The 20044-nt window shown below is 61.0% G+C and carries 22 protein-coding genes; 6 read left to right on the top strand and 16 right to left on the bottom strand.

What is annotated here, in order from left to right; genetic code table 11:
• Positions 1-5: 5 nt before the first annotated feature.
• The gene (gene recJ, locus BM173_RS08315; protein WP_090479884.1) at positions 6-1793 is read right to left on the bottom strand and encodes a single-stranded-DNA-specific exonuclease RecJ; all 1788 of its coding nucleotides are present in this window, start codon (positions 1791-1793) and stop codon (positions 6-8) included.
• Positions 1794-1862: 69 nt separating this feature from the next.
• Between recJ and BM173_RS08310 the strand changes: the two genes are divergently transcribed.
• From BM173_RS08310 to BM173_RS08300, 3 genes are all read left to right on the top strand, one after another.
• Complete coding sequence (locus BM173_RS08310) at positions 1863-2363, top strand: flavodoxin family protein (protein WP_245755822.1); 501 nt, start codon at positions 1863-1865, stop codon at positions 2361-2363.
• A 205-nt stretch (positions 2364-2568) separates the two neighbouring features.
• Positions 2569-3279, top strand: a complete 711-nt coding sequence (locus BM173_RS08305; RefSeq protein ID WP_143089603.1) for a hypothetical protein — start codon at positions 2569-2571, stop codon at positions 3277-3279.
• Positions 3280-3289: 10 nt separating this feature from the next.
• The gene (locus tag BM173_RS08300; protein WP_281247528.1) at positions 3290-3811 is read left to right on the top strand and encodes an AHH domain-containing protein; all 522 of its coding nucleotides are present in this window, start codon (positions 3290-3292) and stop codon (positions 3809-3811) included.
• Here the strand turns inward: BM173_RS08300 and BM173_RS08295 are convergent.
• The 12 genes from BM173_RS08295 to miaA form a co-directional block, all read right to left on the bottom strand.
• Complete coding sequence (locus BM173_RS08295; protein ID WP_090479879.1) at positions 3808-4776, bottom strand: NAD(P)H-dependent flavin oxidoreductase; 969 nt, start codon at positions 4774-4776, stop codon at positions 3808-3810. The genes BM173_RS08300 and BM173_RS08295 overlap by 4 nt on opposite strands.
• A gap of 81 nt (positions 4777-4857) precedes the next feature.
• Positions 4858-5907: an amidohydrolase family protein gene (locus tag BM173_RS08290; protein ID WP_090479878.1), complete on the bottom strand. Its 1050-nt coding sequence runs from the start codon at positions 5905-5907 to the stop codon at positions 4858-4860.
• A gap of 21 nt (positions 5908-5928) precedes the next feature.
• On the bottom strand, positions 5929-6744 hold the full coding sequence (locus BM173_RS08285; protein ID WP_090479875.1) for a hypothetical protein: 816 nt from the start codon (positions 6742-6744) through the stop codon (positions 5929-5931).
• Positions 6745-6873: 129 nt separating this feature from the next.
• Complete coding sequence (leuA, locus tag BM173_RS08280) at positions 6874-8559, bottom strand: 2-isopropylmalate synthase (RefSeq protein WP_090479872.1); 1686 nt, start codon at positions 8557-8559, stop codon at positions 6874-6876.
• Between the two features lie 177 nt (positions 8560-8736).
• Positions 8737-9885: an alpha-hydroxy acid oxidase gene (locus BM173_RS08275; RefSeq protein ID WP_090479869.1), complete on the bottom strand. Its 1149-nt coding sequence runs from the start codon at positions 9883-9885 to the stop codon at positions 8737-8739.
• A 42-nt stretch (positions 9886-9927) separates the two neighbouring features.
• On the bottom strand, positions 9928-10572 hold the full coding sequence (locus tag BM173_RS08270; protein ID WP_090479866.1) for a YceI family protein: 645 nt from the start codon (positions 10570-10572) through the stop codon (positions 9928-9930).
• 84 nt (positions 10573-10656) lie between these two features.
• On the bottom strand, positions 10657-11247 hold the full coding sequence (locus BM173_RS08265; protein ID WP_090479863.1) for a DUF6151 family protein: 591 nt from the start codon (positions 11245-11247) through the stop codon (positions 10657-10659).
• 45 nt (positions 11248-11292) lie between these two features.
• Positions 11293-12327 carry a ketol-acid reductoisomerase gene (gene ilvC, locus BM173_RS08260; RefSeq protein WP_090479861.1) on the bottom strand — a complete coding sequence of 345 codons (1035 nt, stop codon included), beginning with the start codon at positions 12325-12327 and terminating at the stop codon, positions 11293-11295.
• 13 nt (positions 12328-12340) lie between these two features.
• Entirely contained in the window at positions 12341-12856 is a 516-nt protein-coding gene (gene ilvN, locus BM173_RS08255) for an acetolactate synthase small subunit (protein ID WP_090479858.1), read from the bottom strand.
• Positions 12853-13140 (bottom strand): hypothetical protein, encoded by a 288-nt coding sequence (locus BM173_RS08250; RefSeq protein ID WP_090479855.1) that lies wholly within the window; start codon positions 13138-13140, stop codon positions 12853-12855. The genes ilvN and BM173_RS08250 overlap by 4 nt, the downstream gene beginning before the upstream one ends.
• Before the next feature lie 11 nt (positions 13141-13151).
• A complete protein-coding gene (gene ilvB / locus BM173_RS08245) occupies positions 13152-14900 on the bottom strand; it encodes a biosynthetic-type acetolactate synthase large subunit (protein ID WP_090479852.1) in 1749 nt (582 codons plus the stop codon).
• Between the two features lie 96 nt (positions 14901-14996).
• Entirely contained in the window at positions 14997-15962 is a 966-nt protein-coding gene (gene miaA / locus BM173_RS08240; RefSeq protein ID WP_090479850.1) for a tRNA (adenosine(37)-N6)-dimethylallyltransferase MiaA, read from the bottom strand.
• Here miaA and serB point away from each other — a divergent pair.
• Complete coding sequence (gene serB, locus BM173_RS08235) at positions 15955-16839, top strand: phosphoserine phosphatase SerB (protein ID WP_090480293.1); 885 nt, start codon at positions 15955-15957, stop codon at positions 16837-16839. The genes miaA and serB overlap by 8 nt on opposite strands.
• 76 nt (positions 16840-16915) lie before the next feature.
• Positions 16916-17734 carry a Coq4 family protein gene (locus BM173_RS08230; RefSeq protein WP_245755821.1) on the top strand — a complete coding sequence of 273 codons (819 nt, stop codon included), beginning with the start codon at positions 16916-16918 and terminating at the stop codon, positions 17732-17734.
• Between the two features lie 4 nt (positions 17735-17738).
• Here the strand turns inward: BM173_RS08230 and BM173_RS08225 are convergent, their stop codons facing one another.
• Complete coding sequence (locus BM173_RS08225; protein ID WP_090479844.1) at positions 17739-18410, bottom strand: nitroreductase family protein; 672 nt, start codon at positions 18408-18410, stop codon at positions 17739-17741.
• A 96-nt stretch (positions 18411-18506) separates the two neighbouring features.
• Between BM173_RS08225 and BM173_RS08220 the strand changes: the two genes are divergently transcribed.
• Positions 18507-19298, top strand: a complete 792-nt coding sequence (locus tag BM173_RS08220; protein ID WP_090480290.1) for a Coq4 family protein — start codon at positions 18507-18509, stop codon at positions 19296-19298.
• A 3-nt stretch (positions 19299-19301) separates the two neighbouring features.
• On the opposite strand, the gene BM173_RS08215 is transcribed toward BM173_RS08220, so the two are convergent.
• Both BM173_RS08215 and BM173_RS08210 read right to left on the bottom strand, forming a co-directional pair.
• Positions 19302-19709 (bottom strand): YdeI/OmpD-associated family protein, encoded by a 408-nt coding sequence (locus BM173_RS08215; RefSeq protein ID WP_090479840.1) that lies wholly within the window; start codon positions 19707-19709, stop codon positions 19302-19304.
• A 4-nt stretch (positions 19710-19713) separates the two neighbouring features.
• Positions 19714-20043, bottom strand: coding sequence for a DUF6122 family protein (locus BM173_RS08210; RefSeq protein WP_090479837.1), 330 nt, complete (start codon positions 20041-20043; stop codon positions 19714-19716).
• Position 20044: the final 1 nt, after the last annotated feature.

Here is a 20044-nt window from a genome sequence, read left to right as displayed (position 1 = left end):
GCCGATCAGTCTGCGAAAGCGGCGTCTTCGAGGTGCAGTTCCGCTTGCGGACGGCTGCCCCAATCGTCGATCTTCGCGCGGCCTGCCAGCCACAGTCGTCGTCCACGCGAGCCATGGAGCAGGGCCTGGCCCATCTCGCTGTCGGCGGCCCGGAATGCGATTCCCTTAAAGCTTTTTCCGTCATCGCCGCTGGCGATCAGGCGGACATGGTCCGTGCCCACGATATCGCATTTTACGAGCCTGACGGGACCGACTGCTACACGCGGACCGGGCCAACCAACCCCGTAAGGTCCCCCGGCATCAAGCGTGTCGACCAACTCGGGCGTGAGACCTCCCGGAGCGACCGCGATATCGAGCAGCATCTCGAGGTTGTCGGAAGCGCGTGCGACCGCCTGCTCGAGATGGCTGTCGAGCCAATCGGCCAGGGCATCGATCTTGCCGGCCTCTACCGTGAGGCCTGCGGCCATCGCGTGTCCGCCTCCCTTGACCAGAAGGCCTTCCTCGCGCGCACGGATAATGGCAGCGCCCAGATCTACGCCGGAGATCGAACGTCCCGAGCCTTTGCCTTCTCCTGACGCTTCGTCCACCGCGATGACCACCGAGGGTTTGCCGGTCTTTTCCTTGATCCGCCCGGCGACAATGCCAATCACGCCGGGATGCCATCCTTCGCCGTTGAGGACGTGGACCGCACGATTGTGCTGGGCGCCGAGCTGTTCTTCCGCTGCCTGCTGGACTTCGGCCTCGATGGCGCGCCGTTCCTCGTTGAGTGCGGAAAGCTGGGCGGCAATCTGCGCAGCTTCCTCCGGATCCTGCGTGGTGAGCAATCGCACGCCCAATGTGGATTCGCCGACACGCCCACCCGCGTTGATGCGCGGTCCCAACGCAAAGCCCAGGTCGGAGCAGACCGGGCTGCGCTTGAGGCGGCTGGCATCAATCAGTGCCGCCATGCCCGTATTGGCGCGCTTGCCCATCACTTTCAGACCTTGTGCGACGAATGCGCGGTTGAGGCCATGCAAGGCGGCGACATCGGCAACGGTGCCAAGCGCGACGAGGTCGAGTAGGGCCAGCAGGTCGGGGGCGGGACGGTTCTCGAAGTATCCGCTTTCGCGCAGGGTACGAACCAGCGCGATCGCTAGCAGGAAGGCCACGCCAACTGCCGCGAGGTGGCCATGCGCTGCGGCAAGGTCGTTCTCGTCGAGCCGGTTCGGATTTACGAGCGCGACCGTGCGCGGCAACTCGGGCGAGCATTTGTGGTGATCGACGACGATCACGTCCACGCCCGCATCGCTCGCCATGGACAATGCGTCATGAGCCATTGCGCCGCAGTCGACCGTAACCACGAGGCTGGAGCCGGATTTACCCAGCTTGACCAGCGCTTCGCCAGACGGACCGTAACCTTCCAGCAGGCGATCCGGGATGTAGTAGTCCGCATCGACCCCGAGTTCCCTAAGCAGCCGGATCAGCAGCGCGGAACTGGTTGCGCCATCGACGTCGTAATCACCGTAAACGGTGATTTTCTCATTCGTCAGAATGGCCTGCGCAATACGTTCTGCGGCCACGTCCATGTCATTGAATTCGGACGGATCCGGAAGGAAATCGCGCAGGGTCGGGGTCATGTGGCGATCGATGTCGTCGGAAGCCACCCCGCGCGCGAGCAGGATCTGCCGCAGGATGTCCTTGCCGCCCGCGAAATTTCCTTGGCCCAAGTCCATATTGCCGCCGCGCCAACGCCAGGCTTTGCCGGTGAGCGAGCGCGAAACGCCATAGACATAGGGAAGTGCAGATGTAGCCATCCTGTCGTTCTACCTCTTCCCGACAGGTCGCAGCAAGCAGGCGCCATTGACAATCGACAGCCATGCTGGATGGTTCAGCGCGAAATGGAAATAGGGCCGCTACTCATAATCTGGCATAGCCGAACAGGCACGAGCGAGGCGCTCGCCAAGGCCGCCAAGGATGGCGCCGGAGAAGCTGCAATCATTCTTGCCGCGGGCGAGGTGGAACCGGCCGATATACTCAAGGCGGGCGGGTATCTTTTCGTGTGCCCGGAAAACCTCGCATCGATGAGCGGCTGCATGAAAGAGATGTTCGATCGCTGCTATTATCCGGTGCTGGGAAAAATCGAGGGTAGGGCCTTCGCCACCATCATAGCCGCAGGTTCCGACGGGGAAGGTGCGCAGCGCCAGATCGATCGCATCGCGAAAGGCTGGCGGTTGAAACGCGTCTTCGATCATTTCATCGTCAACACGGATGCCCAGACTGCCGAGGCGATATTGGCATCGAAGGTCGTGCCTGAAGATCATTTGAGGACCGCGAGAAGTCTGGGGGAGGCATTCGCCGAAGGCATCGGGCAGGGTATTTTCTAGACGCAGTAGAATCATCCAATCTGGAAGTAATTCGGCGCAAGAGCCTCGACGTCATAGAGCTTTTCGCTAAAGGCATTGAAGGAGTGGGATCGGGGGTTTGGGACGCAGTATGGGGAAGGGGTCGGACAAAGCGAATGATCGCTCGGCCCCCGTCAATGCCCTGTTCCTGATATTCGAGCGCGACTGTCGGCCACATCGGTCGGATTTGACCGATGCTATCTCGACTATCCAAGACATTACGATCAGTCATGACCCTTTCCAGCGCGATGCTGCGCACCGCCACGCTCGAGAAGCGTTGGGGGACATGCCGGAAGGTACGTGGCTGGAACTGCTCAAATGGGGCATGACTTTCGACTGTCTCGGGCTCGCCCCGGGACCGAAGCTCGTATTGCCCCCTGTCAGGCACCGGTTGAGCCTTTCCTCCGACATCGACCTGGCTTCTCATGACGCCATTGCACTTACGCCGGGGCCTCACCTCGCCGATGCTTCGAGCAGTATCCCTGTGGTGCGAGCCTTGCTTGATGCCGCAATGGCACTGATCGAGGCCCTCGGAGGCGTTCAAGCCGTATATTGGGGGCCGAGTGGTTCGGCGATGTCCCGGGCTGTCTTCACCTCGCTCGCTTCTTCCTGGATGGAAGGGGGGGCATTTCCCGCTCTCGGAATGGTTGGACACATTGTCGATGGGCAGGGGCGCCTCTGCACAGATGGGCTGCGGTGGTTTGTGGGACGCGAGCTTGCACTCTCGCCGGAGCTCTCGCTCGATCGAAGTGCCGCAATGCGCATCGCGATAAGATTGATCCACGAACTGGTCCCTCTCGGGCGGCTGGATCAGGAGACGCGGTTCATCCTGGATGATGGGGTCGAGCTGGGTCTTATGCCTGTCGATGACGCTCTGATCGAGGTTCGGACGATGTAAGGAATTCGCTTTGGGTCGCCATCTCTACCTGGAACAGCGCTTCCGCGTTCCCTTTCGTGCGGTTAACCGGCGAGGTGCGCAAGGCCATGATCCGGCAATGCAACGCCATCATCTTCTCCCGCGGCAATTGCTGAATCGATCATGCTTCGGCTCGATGTTCGCTGCCTTGGGACGAGAGCGCATCGGTTTCGACGACTTCAGGATAAACGGGATGCTGTTGCCGTCGTGCGAAAAGGCTGCACGGCGCACGGCCCTGCCTCTCCATCGCGGTCCGCATCAGGACTATAACGCAATGGTCATAAACCGGGTCGGAGATATCGAGGCACTATGGCAAATTCGTCGCAAATCCGATTGCGACGCAGCCGGTCAGGATGCGATTGCCGAGTTGCGACTGCTCCAGAAAACCCTTCGTAAACAGCTATTGGACGAAGCGCGCCCAATCCGTCTCAATCGCAAGAATCCAGCTGGCCAGGGCATCGATTTCTCCGAACTCGATGCTCTGGCCGATGATCTGTGGGCGGCCGCGGCCTAGGCGGTCGCTTCGGCGAGCGCTTTCTTGGCCGCGGTATATTCGGTTTCGAGCCGGGCAACCATGTCCTCTACCGGCCCGACGCTCTTCACCGTTCCGATACCCTGTCCCGAACCCCAGATGTCCTTCCACGCCTTCGCCTTGGTATTGCCGCCGCTGCCGAAGTTCATCTTGCTGGGATCGCTTTCCGGGAGGTTTTCCGGATCGAGGCCTGCCTTCTCAATGCTCGAACGCAGGTAATTACCATGCACCCCGGTGAAGAGGTTTGAGTAGACAATGCCGTCTGCGCTGCCTTCGACAATGCCTTCCTTGTATCCGTCGACTGCGTTTGCTTCCTCGGTAGCGATCCACGGCGAACCGATATAGGCAAAATCCGCTCCGAGAGCTTGCGCTGCAAGGATGGAGCGACCGTGAGCGATCGAACCGGATAGCGCGACCAATCCATCGAACCACTCGCGGATTTCCTGCATCAAAGCGAAGGGGCTGAGCGTACCGGCATGGCCGCCAGCGCCTGCGGCGACCGGGATGAGCCCATCGGCGCCCTTCTCGATGGCTTTGTGAGCGAAGCGATTGTTGATGACGTCATGCATGGTGATGCCGCCCCAGCCGCGGACCGCGTCGAAGATTTCTTCCCTCGCGCCTAGGGAGGTGATTACCAGAGGAACCTGCCATTTCGCGCAGGTCGCCATATCTGCTTCGATGCGGTCATTGGATCGATGAACGATCTGATTGACCGCGAATGGCGCTGCCGGGCGATCCGGGTTGTCCCGGTTGTGGGCTGCCAGTTCTTCGGTAATACGATGAAGCCATTCGTCCAGCTCGCTTTGCGGACGCGCGTTGAGAGCCGGGAAGCTGCCGACGATGCCTGCCTTGCATTGGGCGATCACCAACTCCGGCCCGGACACGATGAAGAGAGGCGAACCGATTACCGGAATACGCAGTTTGTCGAACGGGGCAGGCAGGCTCATGCTGGAAGGCTCCTCTACTCTTCTGAAGCAGCGTGCCTATGGCGCAGCATCGGACTTGTCGAGTGTGACGTTACGTAAACGTTAGGCCCCCTCCAGCAAGTGCTCGACCCCATATACGCGTGCCGCGGTTCCAGCGAAGAGCGCGCGCTTCTCATCGGCGGAATGGCCTTGTGCCAGGCGCTTGAATGCATTCCACAGGACAGGATAGCTCGCACCCCATCTGTCGACAGGATAATTGCTTTCGAACATCGCGCGATCCGGGCCAAAGCTCTCGATGCAAGTCTCGACATACGGGCGCCAGAGCGCTGCCAGATGCTCCGACCCGAGACCCTTCGCCGGGCCTTCTTCGGGCATGCCGCAAAATGCCATCGCCAGGCCTCCCAGCTTCACCGATACGTTGGAGCATTCGGCGAGAGCGTGGATCGATCTGCGCCAGCGATCAAAGTTTTCATGCAGTTTGCCGCGATAACTCGCGATGTTGAGCGGTGTACCGCAATGGTCGAGGATGATTGCCTGGTCCGGAAACCTTTTCGCCAATTCGATGACGTCGCCAAGTTGCGGCTCGAGAAGCCAGGCATCGAAGGTCAGTCCGTATTCGGAATAGGCTTCGAAACCGGACAGGAATGCGTCACTGCGATACAGGCCTTCGGGGGCGTGGAAAGGCGGGCCCAGCACCTCCGGGTCGGCGTCCCACGCACTTGCATGCCGTATGCCTCTGAAGCGGCCATTGCCTGCCGCGACCAAGGCTTCGATGACGGGGCGAACCGCATCCCCGAGCGTCAAATCGGCATGGCCGACAATCCCGGCACAAGGGCGAATGTCTCCGTAGAGTCCGCTGGCACCCTGCGCAGCTACGCCGTTCACAAACTCGACTTCGCCGACGCTTTTGAGCGCATCATCCCGTGCAGCATCATAAAATGCACCGCACTCCATGAAGACGGTGCCGATGATGTTGTGGCCTGTGCTGGTGTCGGCCAGCAATTCGTCGAAAGTGTAATAGGCTGCAACTGCGATCGCTTCGATAAAGTCGTGGCGAGGTTCGGGAAAGGCAGGAACGAGCGGCCTCAGGTCCCACAGGTGATGATGGGGATCAATGATTGGCAGTTCGGGTTCGAGAATTTCTTCCGACATCTTCAATCTCCTGCAAAGGCACTAGGATAGGCCGCCAGATTCAAGTCCTGCCGTCTTGCCGCCGGCTTCGTCGAGCGTCTTGTGGATCTTGGCCGGATCGCAATTTGCATCGACGCAGTCGACCGATACGAAGACGCGTCCTTTCCGAATTTCCTGTTCGTATAGAGTGGCAGCAACACCATCCACATCATGGTCGGTCAGCATCTTGGCAATCCCGCTTCCGGTTGCGCCGACAATCCCCGAGAATGCAGCCACGGAAGAGAACGCAGAGGCAGTAAGCGCCCCGGCAACCGCGACCGGTCCGACGCCGGGAATGATAAGGATTGCCGTTCCCAGCATCGCACCTGCAATACCACCGCCAGCCATGGCAGAGGCAATGCCGAGATAGCCATGCCCCTCGCTCGGCTTGTAATCCGCATCGAGATATTGGCTGGTGCGCCACACCATAGACACGGCTTTGTCCGGAATACCTTCCTCACGCAGCTTCTCTACCGCCGCTTCCGCACTTTCGGAGCCCTCGAAGACCGCCGTTACTATTCGGGCGGAGTTAGACCTCATGTGACGCCGCGCTTCCAGGAAGGTGCGGGCGAACTTGTCTCTTTCGGACTCGCCAGCGAATGTAACCCTCAGTCCGGAGGTTTCGTGCAGTTTCTTGACGCTTGGCGAGCGTGGATGCCTGAAAAGGGTGCGCAACAGCATATCGACCGTGGACGGACGCAGCACCGAATTGGTGCCCCGATTGATCCATTCCATACGACGCGGGCGAGGGTGCGAACGCTCCAGATAATAAAGCGCCGGCAGATGGTCAGCCTTGATGACGTAGAAGGGGTCTTCCAACGGGATTGCTACTCAACCAGCGGCGATAACAGCCTGTTTTATTGCGATAGTGACCCTTCCTCTACCATACACGGTATGATGTGCTTGTATAGAACCAGCATGTAATCCCGCTATGGGACAAGTTTCCTCTCAGGGCGTCTTCGCCACTGCGGAGTTGGCCGCACTCAGAACCGACCGGACACTGGCCGTCGCGACATCTTCATCGATGCCGCACCCCCATATGGTGTTGCCCTCTCCGTCGCGGCATTCGAGATATGCTGCGGCCTGGCTGTCGCGACCGGTGGTCAGTGCGTGCTCGCTGTAATCGACGATTTCGAGTTGCAGGCCAAACGCCTTTTCGATGGTCGAAAGCACCGAGGAGATCAGGCCGTTGCCGCGGCCGGAAACGCTTTGCTCGACACCATCGACCGCGATCGTCCCGCTGAACAGCCTGGTGCCGTCCGACGCGCGCCGCTCGTCATAATCGACAAGCTGGAAGCGCTTCTCGCTGGTTTGGACGTGGTAAGCCCGTTTGAAGGCTTCCCAGATGTCCGCTGCACCCAGTTCGCGGCCGAGTTCGTCGGCCATGCGCTGGACATGCGGGCTGAAATCGGCCTGCATTTTCTTCGGCAGCTTGAGGCCCTGATCCTGTTCGAGAACCCATGCGAAGCCTCCCTTGCCGGATTGCGAATTGACGCGGATGACCGCCTCGTAGGTCCGCCCGAGATCGGCGGGATCGATTGGCAGGTAGGGGACGCGCCAATGAGGATCGTTCTGCACCTCATGGGCCGCGAAGCCTTTCTTGATGGCGTCCTGATGGCTGCCCGAGAACGCGGTATAGACCAGCTCGCCGCCATAGGGATGGCGCTGGTGCACGGGCAATTCGTTGCAGTACTCCACCGTCTCGATAACCCGGTCAATGTCGGAGAAATCGAGGCGGGGATCGATACCCTGCGTGTACATGTTGAGCGCCATGGTCACGAGGCAGCAGTTCCCCGTCCGCTCGCCGTTCCCGAAAAGACATCCTTCCACCCGGTCGGCCCCGGCCATCAGGGCCAGTTCGGCTGCAGCAACGCCGGTGCCACGATCGTTATGGGTGTGAAGGCTGATGACCGCACTATCCCGATTGGGCAGGTTGCGGATGAAATACTCCACCTGGTCTGCGTAGATATTCGGAGTGGCCGCTTCCACCGTCGCAGGCAGGTTGAGGATGATCGGATGCTCGGGAGTAGGGGCAAGGACCTCCATCACAGCTTCGCAAACCTCGAGGCTGAAATCGAGCTCTGCGGTGGAGAATGTTTCCGGCGAATACTGGAAGTACCAGTCGGTGCCCGGTTGCTGCGCCGCCTCGTCCCGCATGACCTTTGCGCCGCGAACGGCGATGTCGCGCACCTGCTCCCGTGTCATGCCGAAAACGACTTCGCGCCATGCGGGGCTGACCGCGTTGTAGAGGTGGACGATGGCCTGCTTCGCCCCCGTGAGGCTGGCGAAGCTCGTACGGATCAGGTCTTCCCTGCTCTGGGTGAGGACTTGCACCAGCACATCGTCCGGGACGCGGCCTGATTGGACGAGGCCGCTGATGAAATCGAACTCCGTCGCGCCCGCGCTGGGAAAGCCGACTTCGATCTCCTTGACGCCGATCTCGACGAGGAGATCGAAGAAGCGGTTCTTCTTGTGCGCATCCATAGGGTCGACAATCGCCTGGTTGCCGTCCCGAAGATCGGTCGACAGCCAGCGGGGCGGGGCGGTGATTGTTCTGGTCGGCCACTGACGATCGGTCAGGGGGACCTGGGGAAAGGCCGAGTATTTGGCGCTGGGATCGCTAAGCATTGGCATGGAGAAACTCGTATCGGGGTTCGGCTATCTTCGGAAAGGCCCTTGGGTGCGCGGTGCACCCTGATGGCACACCGAGTTCACGCCCAAGGGCGTGTAAGTCGCAGAAGTAGTCCGATGCGGTTCATGCCATGATGAATTGCGCAATTTTTCGCGCAGGACAAGGTGAAGTTTTCTTTTCTATCGCCAACGCAGGCGATCGCGGGTCAATTCTTGCACGTTTGTAACACCCATGAGGCGCATACCCCGCTCGATTTCGTCCTGCAGGATGGCAAGTGCGCGCTCGACACCTTCCTGGCCGGCCGCGGCAAGAGCATAGAGGTAGAGCCTGCCACCGGAGGCAGCGGTTGCGCCCATCGCAAGGCTTTTCAAAACGTGGGTGCCACGCCGGACCCCGCCGTCGCAGATGATTTCGATCTCGCCTCCGACGGCATCGACGATTTCCTGCAACTGGTCGAAAGGGGCGCGGCTGCCGTCAAGCTGCCTGCCGCCATGGTTCGAGATCATGATCGCGTCCGCTCCGATCTCGACTGCGCGCCTTCCATCGGCAGCGCTCATGACGCCCTTGAGGCAGAACGTGCCGCCCCAGTCCTGCCGTATCCTCGCCGCAGTGTCCCAATCCATGTTCGTGTCGAGCATGGTGTTGAAATAATCCTGAATGCTCACGGCCTTGCCGGTCCCCTCCTGCACATGGCCGTCGAGGTTGGGGAGGCGGAACTTGGGGGAGAAAATGTAATTGAGTGTCCAGTACGGCCGCGTCGCGTAACTCCACAGCGATGAGGCGGAGAAGCGGGGCGGGGTTGTGAATACCGAGCGCAGGCAGCGCTCTCTCTTGCCCGATACGATCGTGTCGACTGTCAGCGCCAAAGCGTCGAAGCCGCTCTCCTGGCAGCGTTCGATCATGCTTGCATTCAGCCCCTTGTCCTTGTGCACATAGAGCTGGAACAACTTGGGGCCGCTGGTCAGGCCGGCGATTTCCTCGATCGAGTGTGTCGCCAGGCTGGAGATACCGAACCACAGGCCGAATTTCTCCGCAGCCAAGGCAACCGCACGCTCGCCGTCGCGGTGAAAAGCCCGCTGCAGGGCTGTCGGGCTGAGCATGAGGGGAAGCGCGCTCTTCCGCCCCATAATCGTGCAGCTGGTGTCGATTTTGCCGACACCGGCAAGCACGTCCGGCACCAGGTCCACATTGTCGAAGGCGCTGGTATTGCGGGCCTTGGTCAGCTCGTCGTCTGCCGCACCGTCGATGTAATCGAAGACCGGCCACGGCAGGCGTGCCTTGGCCAGTTTGCGGAAATCATCGATATTGTGACAGTCGGACAAGCGCATGCGGACCGTCGTGAAGGCTCGCGATGCGCTTGTCGAGAGGCCTTACTGCAGTTCGAAGGCTGCGCTTATGTCGAGGTTGACTTCGCTGCCGACTACTGGCGCGAGGTAATCGATGCCCCACTGCGTCCGGTCGATCGTCGCGCGCGCATGGAAACCAACTGTGCGCGCCTCGTTCATGGGGTTCTGGCCTGCGCCGGTGAAGTCCACGAGCATGGTGACCGGACCGGTGTTACCGTTCATCGTCAGCTGTCCGGTGACGACCGCCGATGTGTCGCCAACCCGGCGAACGGAGGTCGAAACGAACCGTGCAGCTTCCGGATCGGGACCGAAGAAATCCGGTTCCGCCCCGTCCTTGCCAGGGCGCAGGAGATGGTCGCGCAAGCCCTCGCTGGGTACGGCGACGCTGGTGATGGGGATCGAGATGTCGAAACTGCTCGCCTCGATATCGGAAGGATCGAAGGACATCGTCCCCTCGATATCGCCGAACAGGCCGAAGTAGTCGTTGAAGCCGAAGTGGCTCACGCTCCACTGCACGAGGGTGTGCGCAGGATCGAGGGCGTAGGTGCCCGCAGCGACGCGGCTGGCATCGACTGCGCCCGGCACCTGACCTTGTCCATGGGCAGAGAAAGAAGTGACGGCAAGGCCTGCGCTGGTGGCGAGGGCTAGGGCGAGGATCGGCTTTTTCATGTTCGGTCTCCTGCGGGATTGCCCTCTAGGAAAACCGCAGCGTCAGCCTCGTTCCTGAACAGGCGACACGAAAATCCGATCACTCTAACCGAGTGTGCGACGTTCTTCCGGTGTGAGTCTTCGCGGAGTGGCTATCGGCTGCAATGTCGTCGGATCGAACAGCGGATTGCGCCTGCGGTCGCCGGAAAAAATATCGCGGATCAGCCGCTTGAAAAAGCTGCGTAGCAGGGCGTTCATGGAAAGTGGCTTCAGGCCGTCGGTATTGCCCGGAGCGTCTTCCAGGAAGAGGTGTCCGCGCACCGGCCCCAACGCCGATCGGCCGCTCGCCTCGCAATTCGCGACAAGCACGGTGGTATAGGGAAGCTTCCCGTTCGCGTAGGTGTTGAACATCGGCGTGTCGCAGCACTTTGCAAACCAGCGCAAGGTCGGCTTGTCGGTCATGCGAAGACCGGCAAGCTGGTCCTTGCCGGACTGGAATGCCAGCCGGGCGCAGCGGGTCTGGTAAAGCTCGGTCCCACCAGCCTTGTCCAGGATGCGGTCTTCGGCACCAAGGAACTTGGGCACGGACTGGCAATCGGAACAGTGACAATAGACGTGGTCCCCTTCACCGGGGCCGACATCTTTCACGACACCCGTCACGGTGCCGCAAGCGCAAGAGAAGGCGAGGTCCGTCATGACCTCACCCTCTCCGTATCGCACTGAACCGCAAAGGGTTTTCGACTAATTGCGTTCTTTGTCGACGAGCTTGTTGGCGCCGATCCACGGCATCATGGCGCGAAGCTGCGCTCCGGTCTTCTCGATCGGGTGGGCTGCTGCGGCCTTGCGGCTGGCCTTGAGTTCGGGCTGTCCTGCCTGGTTGTCGAGCACGAAGTCCTTCACGAAGCGACCCGACTGGATGTCCTTGAGGACGCGGCCCATCTCGGCCTTGGTCTCTTCTGTGATGATGCGCGGGCCGGTCTTGATGTCGCCGTATTCCGCCGTGTTCGAGATCGAATAGCGCATGTTCGCGATGCCGCCTTCATAGAGCAGGTCGACGATCAGCTTGGTTTCGTGGAGGCATTCGAAATAGGCCATCTCGGGCGCGTATCCGGCCTCGACCAGCGTTTCGAAACCGGCCTGGATGAGGTGGGTGATCCCGCCGCACAGAACTGCCTGCTCGCCGAAGAGGTCGGTTTCGCACTCTTCCTTGAAGTCGGTTTCGATAATCCCAGAACGGCCGCCGCCGACTGCGCTGGCATAAGAGAGCGCCAGTTGCTTGGCGAAGCCGTTGCCGCCGGACTGATTGCTTTCCTGGTGGACCGCGATGAGGCAGGGGACGCCGCCGCCCTTGATGTACTCCCCGCGCACCGTGTGGCCGGGGCCCTTGGGGGCAATCATGATGACGTCCACGTCAGCGGGCGGATCGATCAGGCCGAAGTGGATGTTGAGACCGTGCGCGAAGGCGAGGGCGGTTCCGGGACGCATCTTGCCCGCAACTTCGTTGGCGTAGATCGCCGCCTGGTGCTCGTCAGGTGCGAGGATCATGAGCACGTCGGCCCATTCGGCGGCTTCAGAGACCGTCTTGACGGTGAAGCCGGCACCTTCGGCCTTCTTTGCCGTGGCCGAGCCTTCGCGTAGGGCAATGACGACTTCGCCCACACCGCTGTCGCGAAGGTTCTGCGCGTGAGCGTGGCCCTGGCTGCCGTAACCGACAATGGCGACCTTCTTGTCCTTGATCAGCTGCTGGTCGCAATCGGCGTCGTAATAAACTTGCATTTCTAACCCCATATTAGGCGCGGTCTGGCCCGCGCATCATACCAACGATCCCCGAGCGCCCGACCTCTACGAGGCCGAGTTCACGCATCAGGACGATGAAACTGTCGATCTTGTCCGGCGCGCCGGTCAGCTCGAAAACGAAGCTTTGCGTTGTGGTGTCGACGACATTCGCGCGAAACAGCTCTGCAATGCGTAGCGCCTCGACCCGGTCGTCGCCCTTTCCGGCGACCTTCACCAAAGCCAGTTCGCGTTCGACGTGCGCGCCGTGTTCGGTCAGGTCGATGACCTTGTGAACCGGCACCAGCCGTTCCAGCTGGGCGCGGATCTGGTCGATCACCGGCTCGGGACCGCGGGTCACGATGGTGATCCGGCTGATCGCATGGTCTTCCGATATGTCGGCCACGGTCAGGCTGTCGATATTGTACCCGCGCGCGGTGAACATGCCCGATATCTTCGCAAGGATACCGGCTTCGTTGTCGACGATCACATTGAGTACGTGACGTTCGCTGGACTGTTCGGCGATTTTCACGGCTGGCGCTCCTGCCAGACGGGTTCGAACATTCGGCCTTCGCCGTCGTAATCGCGCAGGAAATCGCGTCCGCGGCGGACAGCTTCGAAATTGTCCGTCTGGCGCGAGAGATCGAGCTGGTCCAGCAGCAGGACCCAGCTGCCGTCATCGCGCTTTTCGGCGACATCCATGCCGATGAAACGGTGACCGTCATCCTCGAGCCAGTCGAGCAGACGCTCCGCATCTTCGCGCGCGAACCATTTCTTGCGTTCCGCGCGCTGCGCGAATTCGGTGGGAATTTTCATATGCATACCCATCACACCAGCGCCTTCGCTTCGTCGTCCATCGTGCCCCCGACCTGGTCGCCATAGAGAAGCATTTCCGTGTGCGCCGCACCGCTCGGGATCATCGGGAAGCAGTTGGCATCCTTGGACACCTGGCAATCGACGATTACCGGCCCGTCATGGGCTAGCATCGCCTCGATCCCCGCATCGAGCTGGCTTTCATCTTCGATCCGGATCCCCTTCCAGCCGTAGGCTTCGGCCAGCTTCACGAAATCGGGCAAGCTGTCGGAATAGCTGTTCGAATAGCGGCTTTCATAGGTCAGTTCCTGCCACTGGCGGACCATGCCCATATACTCGTTGTTGAGAATGAAGACCTTCACCGGGAGACGGAACTGGCTTGCGGTGCCTAGCTCCTGGATATTCATCTGGATGCTCGCTTCGCCAGCGATATCGATGACAAGGCTGTCGGGGTTGCCCAGCTGCGCGCCGATGGCTGCGGGAAGGCCATAGCCCATCGTGCCGAGGCCGCCGCTGGTGAGCCATTTGTTCGGGCCCATGAAGCCGAAATACTGCGCCGCCCACATCTGGTGCTGGCCGACTTCGGTGGTGATGATGGGATCACGGTCTTTCGTCAGGGCAAAGAGGCGCTCGATGCTCTTTTGCGGCATTATGACATCGGAACGTTCTGGATAGGCGAGGCAATCCCGAGCTTGCCAACCAAGGATACGCGCCTGCCATTCCGACAGGTCGTTGGGTTTGCGCGCGCCCCATTCCTGCAGCAGCTGGTCGAGCACATTGCCGCAGTCGCCCACGATGCCGAGATCGACTGGCACGATCTTGTTGATCTGCGCGCGGTCGATGTCGATGTGGATCTTCTTCGCTTGCGGAGCGAATGCGTCGAGTCTGCCGGTCACGCGGTCGTCGAAGCGCGCTCCGACTGCGACAATCAGGTCAGCCCGGTTCATGGCCATGTTGGCCTCGTAAGTGCCGTGCATGCCGAGCATGCCGAGCCAGTCGGGATGATCGGCAGGGAAGGCGCCCAGGCCCATGAGGGTGCTGGTCACCGGGGCGCCGGTTGCCTTTTGCAGTTGGCGCAGGCGTTCAGTCGCCTTGGGTCCAGCGTTGATGACTCCGCCGCCGGTATAGAAAACCGGGCGTTCCGCCTGCGCCAGCATCTGGATGGCCTGCTCGATCTCGCTCGCGCTGCCGTCGACTTCGGGCTGGTAGCGGTGCGAGGGCAGCGGGGCATCGTCCTGGTCGCCCCACGATGCGAGCGCGATCTGGACATCCTTGGGAATGTCGATCACGACCGGTCCCGGACGGCCGGTGGTAGCAATACGAAATGCTTCCTCGATCGTCGCGCGCAGGCGTTCCGGGTCTTTGACCAGATAGTTGTGCTTGGTGCAGTGGCGCGTGAGGCCAACAGTATCGGCTTCCTGGAAAGCGTCGGTGCCGATCAGGCCCGTGGGGACCTGTCCGGTGATGACCACCATAGGAATGGAATCCATGTAGGCATCGGCGATGCCGGTGACTGCATTGGTGGCGCCCGGACCACTGGTGACAAGGACGACGCCCGGTTTGCCGGTCGATCGCGCGTAGCCTTCAGCCGCGTGGGCAGCGCCTGCTTCATGACGAACGAGGATGTGCCGGATATCGTCGTCTGCAAACAGCTCGTCATAGATCGGCAGCACTGCACCGCCGGGGTAGCCGAATACAAATTCGACGCCCTGCCGTTTCAGGCATTCGATCAGGATTGCGGCGCCGCTGCGCTCTTCCGACACGGGTATTCCTCCACTTCCAGTCACAAATCGGCCCGGCGCTGGGGTCATAGCACCGGGCCGACAGGAGCCTCCGTATGAGTAACGAATAGCGCGTTGTCAACTCGATTTGCGTAACAAATAAACAAAATGATCCGCCAACGCGGCATTAATGTTACTCGTCCGCGGCCATGTTTCCGGCGGCTGGTGCCTGAACCACGTGTATTGCCGTTTGGCGTACCGACGTGTCGCAATCTGGCCAGCGATGATGGCTTCATCGCGCGATAGTTCGCCTTTGAGATAGCCCGCGATTTCACGCACCCCGATTGCGCGCATGACGGGAAGCCGGGGTTCGAGGCCTCGCGCGAGCAAGCTTTCCACTTCCTCGACCGCTCCTCCCTCCATCATCAAGACGAAGCGGCGATCGCAGCGTTCGTAGAGCCATTCGCGCTCGGGCAGCAGGACAAGCGGGGAAAGGGTGATTTCGCCACCGATGCCGCCGGTCTTGCGCGCCTGCCAATCCTTGAGCGTTCTGCCGGTCGATCGCACCACTTCCAGCGCCCTGGCGGTGCGCGCAACATCCGCCGGCGCAAGGCGGGATGCGGCCTCCGGGTCCTCTGCCTCCAGCGCTTCGCGCGCCTCTGATTGGGATAGAGCTCTTACCTCATCACGTAGACTTTGTACGATAGGAGGTACGGGCGCGATGCCTTCCAATAGCGTGCGCATGTAAAGGCCAGTACCGCCGCACAGGATCGGGACCGCGCATTCGTTATGAAGTGCGACAATTTCCCGTTTGGCGGCTTCGGCCCAGTCGGCTGCCGAGCATGCGGTCGCACCGTCCCAGGCGCCGTAGAGGCGATGTTCGATGCCTTGCATCTCCTCTTCGTCAGGCCGGGCGGAAAGGACCTGGAGATCGGCATAGACCTGTGCGCTGTCCGCGTTGATGACGACGCCGCGGCCGCCGCGCTCTTCGATGGCCTTGGCCAGGCGTACCGCGAGATCGCTCTTGCCGCTTGCGGTCGGCCCTGCGATGAGCGCCACCGGTTTTTCAAGAGACGGTTCTTCAGGAGAATAGGCAGTGCTCATCGCGCGACTGATAGCAGAGCAGGAGGGACTGGAAACCCGCTTGGAAAATGCGCGGGCGCAGCTGGGCCAGGCGGGAATGCCGCTGGCGTCCGCTGCCATGCTGGATTTCTGCGGCGAGGTACTGGAAATCACCTTCCCCGACGGGCAGGCCGACACTGTCACGCGCATCCTGTCCGAAAGTTTCGGCGGATGCGACATGCTGGTCGCCGACCATGCCATTGAAATTCCTCGGCTCTTCGTGTCCGACATGGATAGCACCATGATCGGGCAGGAATGTATCGACGAGCTGGCGGACTATGCGGGCATAAAGCAGCACGTCGCCGAAATCACCGAACGTGCTATGCGCGGCGAGCTCGATTTCGAAGCGGCGCTCAGGGAACGCGTAGCTTTGCTCGAGGGGTTGGACGAGACGGCGATCCAGCAATGCCTGGATGAACGTATTCGCCCGGTCGCAGGCGCACGCACTCTGGTGCAGACGCTGAAGAGCCACGGTTGCCGTCCAGTTCTCGTCACCGGTGGGTTCCATCATTTCGCGGATCCTGTCGCTGAAACGCTCGGCTTCGATCGGGTGGTCGGCAATCGACTCGCCGTTGCCGAGGGCAAGCTCACTGGCAAGTTGGCAGGGCCCGTAAGCGATGCGTCGACTAAACTCGCCACGCTGGAGGAAGAGCGGGACCAGCTGGGCGAGGGAGCGCGCGTCCTGGCGACCGGAGACGGTGCCAACGACATACCCATGATTGTCGCCGCGGATTACGGCGTTGCGTACCGGGCGAAGCCCAAGGCCCGCGATGCGGCAAGCGGCCGGATAGTCAGCGAAGACCTTAAAGTCTTGCTCTCGCTACTTGGTATCGCGCGATCCGATTGGGTAGAAGGCTGAAAATGATACGGTTTTTTGGCGCATCCTTCCAATAGGATCGCACAATAGGGCGCTACGGTCCCAATAGGGATCAAAAGTGGTAGGCGAAGCAACTCATATGGCCGGACCGGGCGTGGATCACGCGGCAGACGGAATCCCGTTTCGCCATCCAGTGCGCCCCTATCGCAAACGCAATCTTCGCCGGGCCCTTCACCACTACCGCAAGCTGGTCGAAAACAAGGAAGATACCTCCCACGTTTTCCATATCTACGACGCCCTTCCGTCCGAGCATTTCGAACCGGATGCCGAGCGGCTTGCATTAAGCGATCATGGGGAGATGCTCCGCAAAACGGAACCCTATCTTCCGCACATTCTAGACGATCGCGAAGCGCTGCGCGCTATGCCCACCGGGTCGGTCGGACAGGCCTATTGCGATTTCATGGAAGAGCAGGGCCTGACTGCAGAAGGCCTGGCGAGGAAAGGCACATGGTCCGGCAGGCCGATCTACGGCGATATGATCGAATGGTTCGGCTGGCGACAGCGCGATACGCATGATCTGCTGCACGTGATGACAGGCTATGGCCGGGACACTCTGGGAGAGGCGTGTGTCCTCCTCTTCACGCACGGCCACTCGCCAAGTCCCGCGCACCTCCTTCTCGGCTATTCAGGCGCTCTGAAGATCAGGCAGTCGGTACAGACACAGGCACCCGTAATCGATGCCGCACGTGAAGCGCGGCGCGCGGGGAAAGGCTGCGAGGGGCTTGTCGGCCACCCCATCCGCGAGATCCTGCATATGGACCTCCATCACGCTCGCGAGGTGCTGGGGTTCTCGGCACCGCTTGCCTATTTTCGCTGCCACGAGATCTGGCAGGACGAAAATATCGACCCGCACCGTCTGCTGTCGCGTCGGGCCTGAAAAGTCAGAGCCAGGAACTGATCGTCGACAGCGGTTTCTTTTCCAGAGCGTGTTTGGGCACCGTGGCTCCCTCTGCCGGTAGCCCTGCTACGATGACCATCAGCGGCTTCTCGTATTCCGGCCGCTCACAGATTTCGCGCAGGAAACCCATGGGCGAGGGGGTGTGGGTCAACGTCGCGAGGCCCGCTTCGTGCAAGGTCGAGATCAGCATTCCGCAGGCGATCCCGACACTTTCGTTGACGTAGTAGTTCTGCGTTTTCCCGTCTTCGGCGATCCCGCCCTTTCGCTGGGCGAAGACGACGATCAGCCAAGGTGCGGTCTCCAGGAACGGCTTGTCGGCATCGGTGCCCAGGGGCGCCAGCGCATCGAGCCATTCCTCGCTCGCCTTGCCGGCATAGAATGCGCGTTCCTCTGCCTCGGCAGCTTCGCGGATGGCGCGCTTTTTTTCGGGCGATGAGACGACGGCGAAATGCCACGGCTGGTGGTTCGCGCCATTGGGTGCCGTGCCTGCCGCCTCGATCGCGGCTTCGATCACCTCACGCGGAACGGGCGCGTCGGAAAAATACCGGCAGGTGCGCCGCTCCTTCAACCTGTCCCGCATGGAACGCGCGCGCTCGATACGCTGCGCATCGTCCATTGCAGGCAGGGAATAGGCTACTGTCTCGTGATCTTGCATGGTCCCTCCTATCCCTGTTCCGACCGTGAAAGGGAACCCGTTACATGGACAGGCAATTTACAGTATTGTAAGTTGCTGCCTGCAATGGAGTCTCGCATGGCGCTTTCTGATCGACCTCTCGTTCATCCGGACCGCAAGACCAGCGGCATTCGTCCGCTCAAGGCATGGCGGCATTTCCGGAAACTCGTCGCCGACAAGGAAGACACCGCGCAGGTGTTCCACATCATCGAATCGCTGAAGGGCAAGCGTAGCCACCAGCAGGCATGGAATTTCGTGCAATCGGACGAAGGACGCCGGTTCCTGGACAATGGCACGGACATTCCTGCCATGCTCGACGATCATGAACGCTGGGCCGATTGCGGGCCGAATACGGTGGCCGCGAAATACATTGCCTTCATGAAGCGCGAGGGATTGTCCGCAGCGGGCCTGGTCGCAGAGTCGCACAAGTTCAATCCGCCGGAAAACCGCCATGACGACCTGACGGAATGGTATTTCTGTCGCCTGCGCGACACGCATGATCTCTTCCATATCCTGACCGGTTACGGACGCGACGCCCTGGGCGAAGCAGCGCTCTTGGGCTTCAGTTACGAGCAGAATCTCAATCCGGGCGTGCTGTTCATCGCGTACGCCGGTGCACGCCAGATCAAGAAGGGGACAAGCACCTCGGCCCCGATCTTCGCTGCGATCAACGAAGGACGGCGCCTGGGTAAGGAAGCCAAAAAACTCGCGCATATGGATGTCGAGCAGGTGATGCGCGAAGACATCGATGTCGCGCGCAGGCGGCTGAATGTCGGCAGGCCGGAGACCTATTTCCGCTGCCTGGAAATCATGCGGGAAGAGGGTCTGACCGAAGACCAGATCATGCCGCCGCAGCAGCAGGCTGCCTGAGTATCAGCGCAAATCCTTGCGGATGGCGAATTTGAGGCCCGACCAGGTCTCGTCCACCGCGCATTTCTTCGTATCAACGAATCCCAGCGCCAACCCCGCTTCGCGCACGGCGTGTTCGTCGATTTCGGTGGCGACGCCCGACGCCTGTTTGGGCCAGCTGACCCAGACATGGCCGTTTGGCGAAATCGCGTCGCGCAGCACGGCCAGCTTCTCTTCAAGGGCGGCCTGATCGGTCACGAAGATATGGGCGGCGTCCGGCCCGGCTTCCGGGCCCGGTACGAAGGTCAGTTCGAGCGCATATTCATCGATCTCGTCGAGGATGCTTTCGGGCATGCCGTCGAACCAGACGGTTATCCCGTCCCTCAGGGAAAGCTTCTTGGCGAGGGGTGTGTCCGAATAGCCAGCGCTCATCGTGTCAGCTCCAATTCTGCATGCCGCAATCGCCAAGATCGACCGCAAGATGCCATAGCGCGCCCACCGCGAATGCGCGAACCCACCACTTGGGCATCAGCAGCATCGCGCAATAGACGCCTGCCGCAAGCCAGCCGTGGAGTGGATGGAAGCCGATACTGCAACGGTCCGGATCGAACATGGGGTCGGCCAGCAAGTGGTCGAGGTCGATCAGATTTGCCGAAGCGACAACCAGCCCCGCTCGCAGCCAGTTCTTCGCCCGCAGGGCGCGGGCGATCAGGAAGGGGACGAGCCAGTGCCCGCCATAGTGCAGGGCAATCTGCAGCAGCGCCATT

Origin of the sequence: Qipengyuania nanhaisediminis, from assembly GCF_900115585.1 — a bacterium.
Lineage (GTDB): Bacteria > Pseudomonadota > Alphaproteobacteria > Sphingomonadales > Sphingomonadaceae > Qipengyuania > Qipengyuania nanhaisediminis.
Note: the sequence above shows the minus strand (reverse complement) of the source record. Positions and strands in the feature narration are given on the sequence as shown.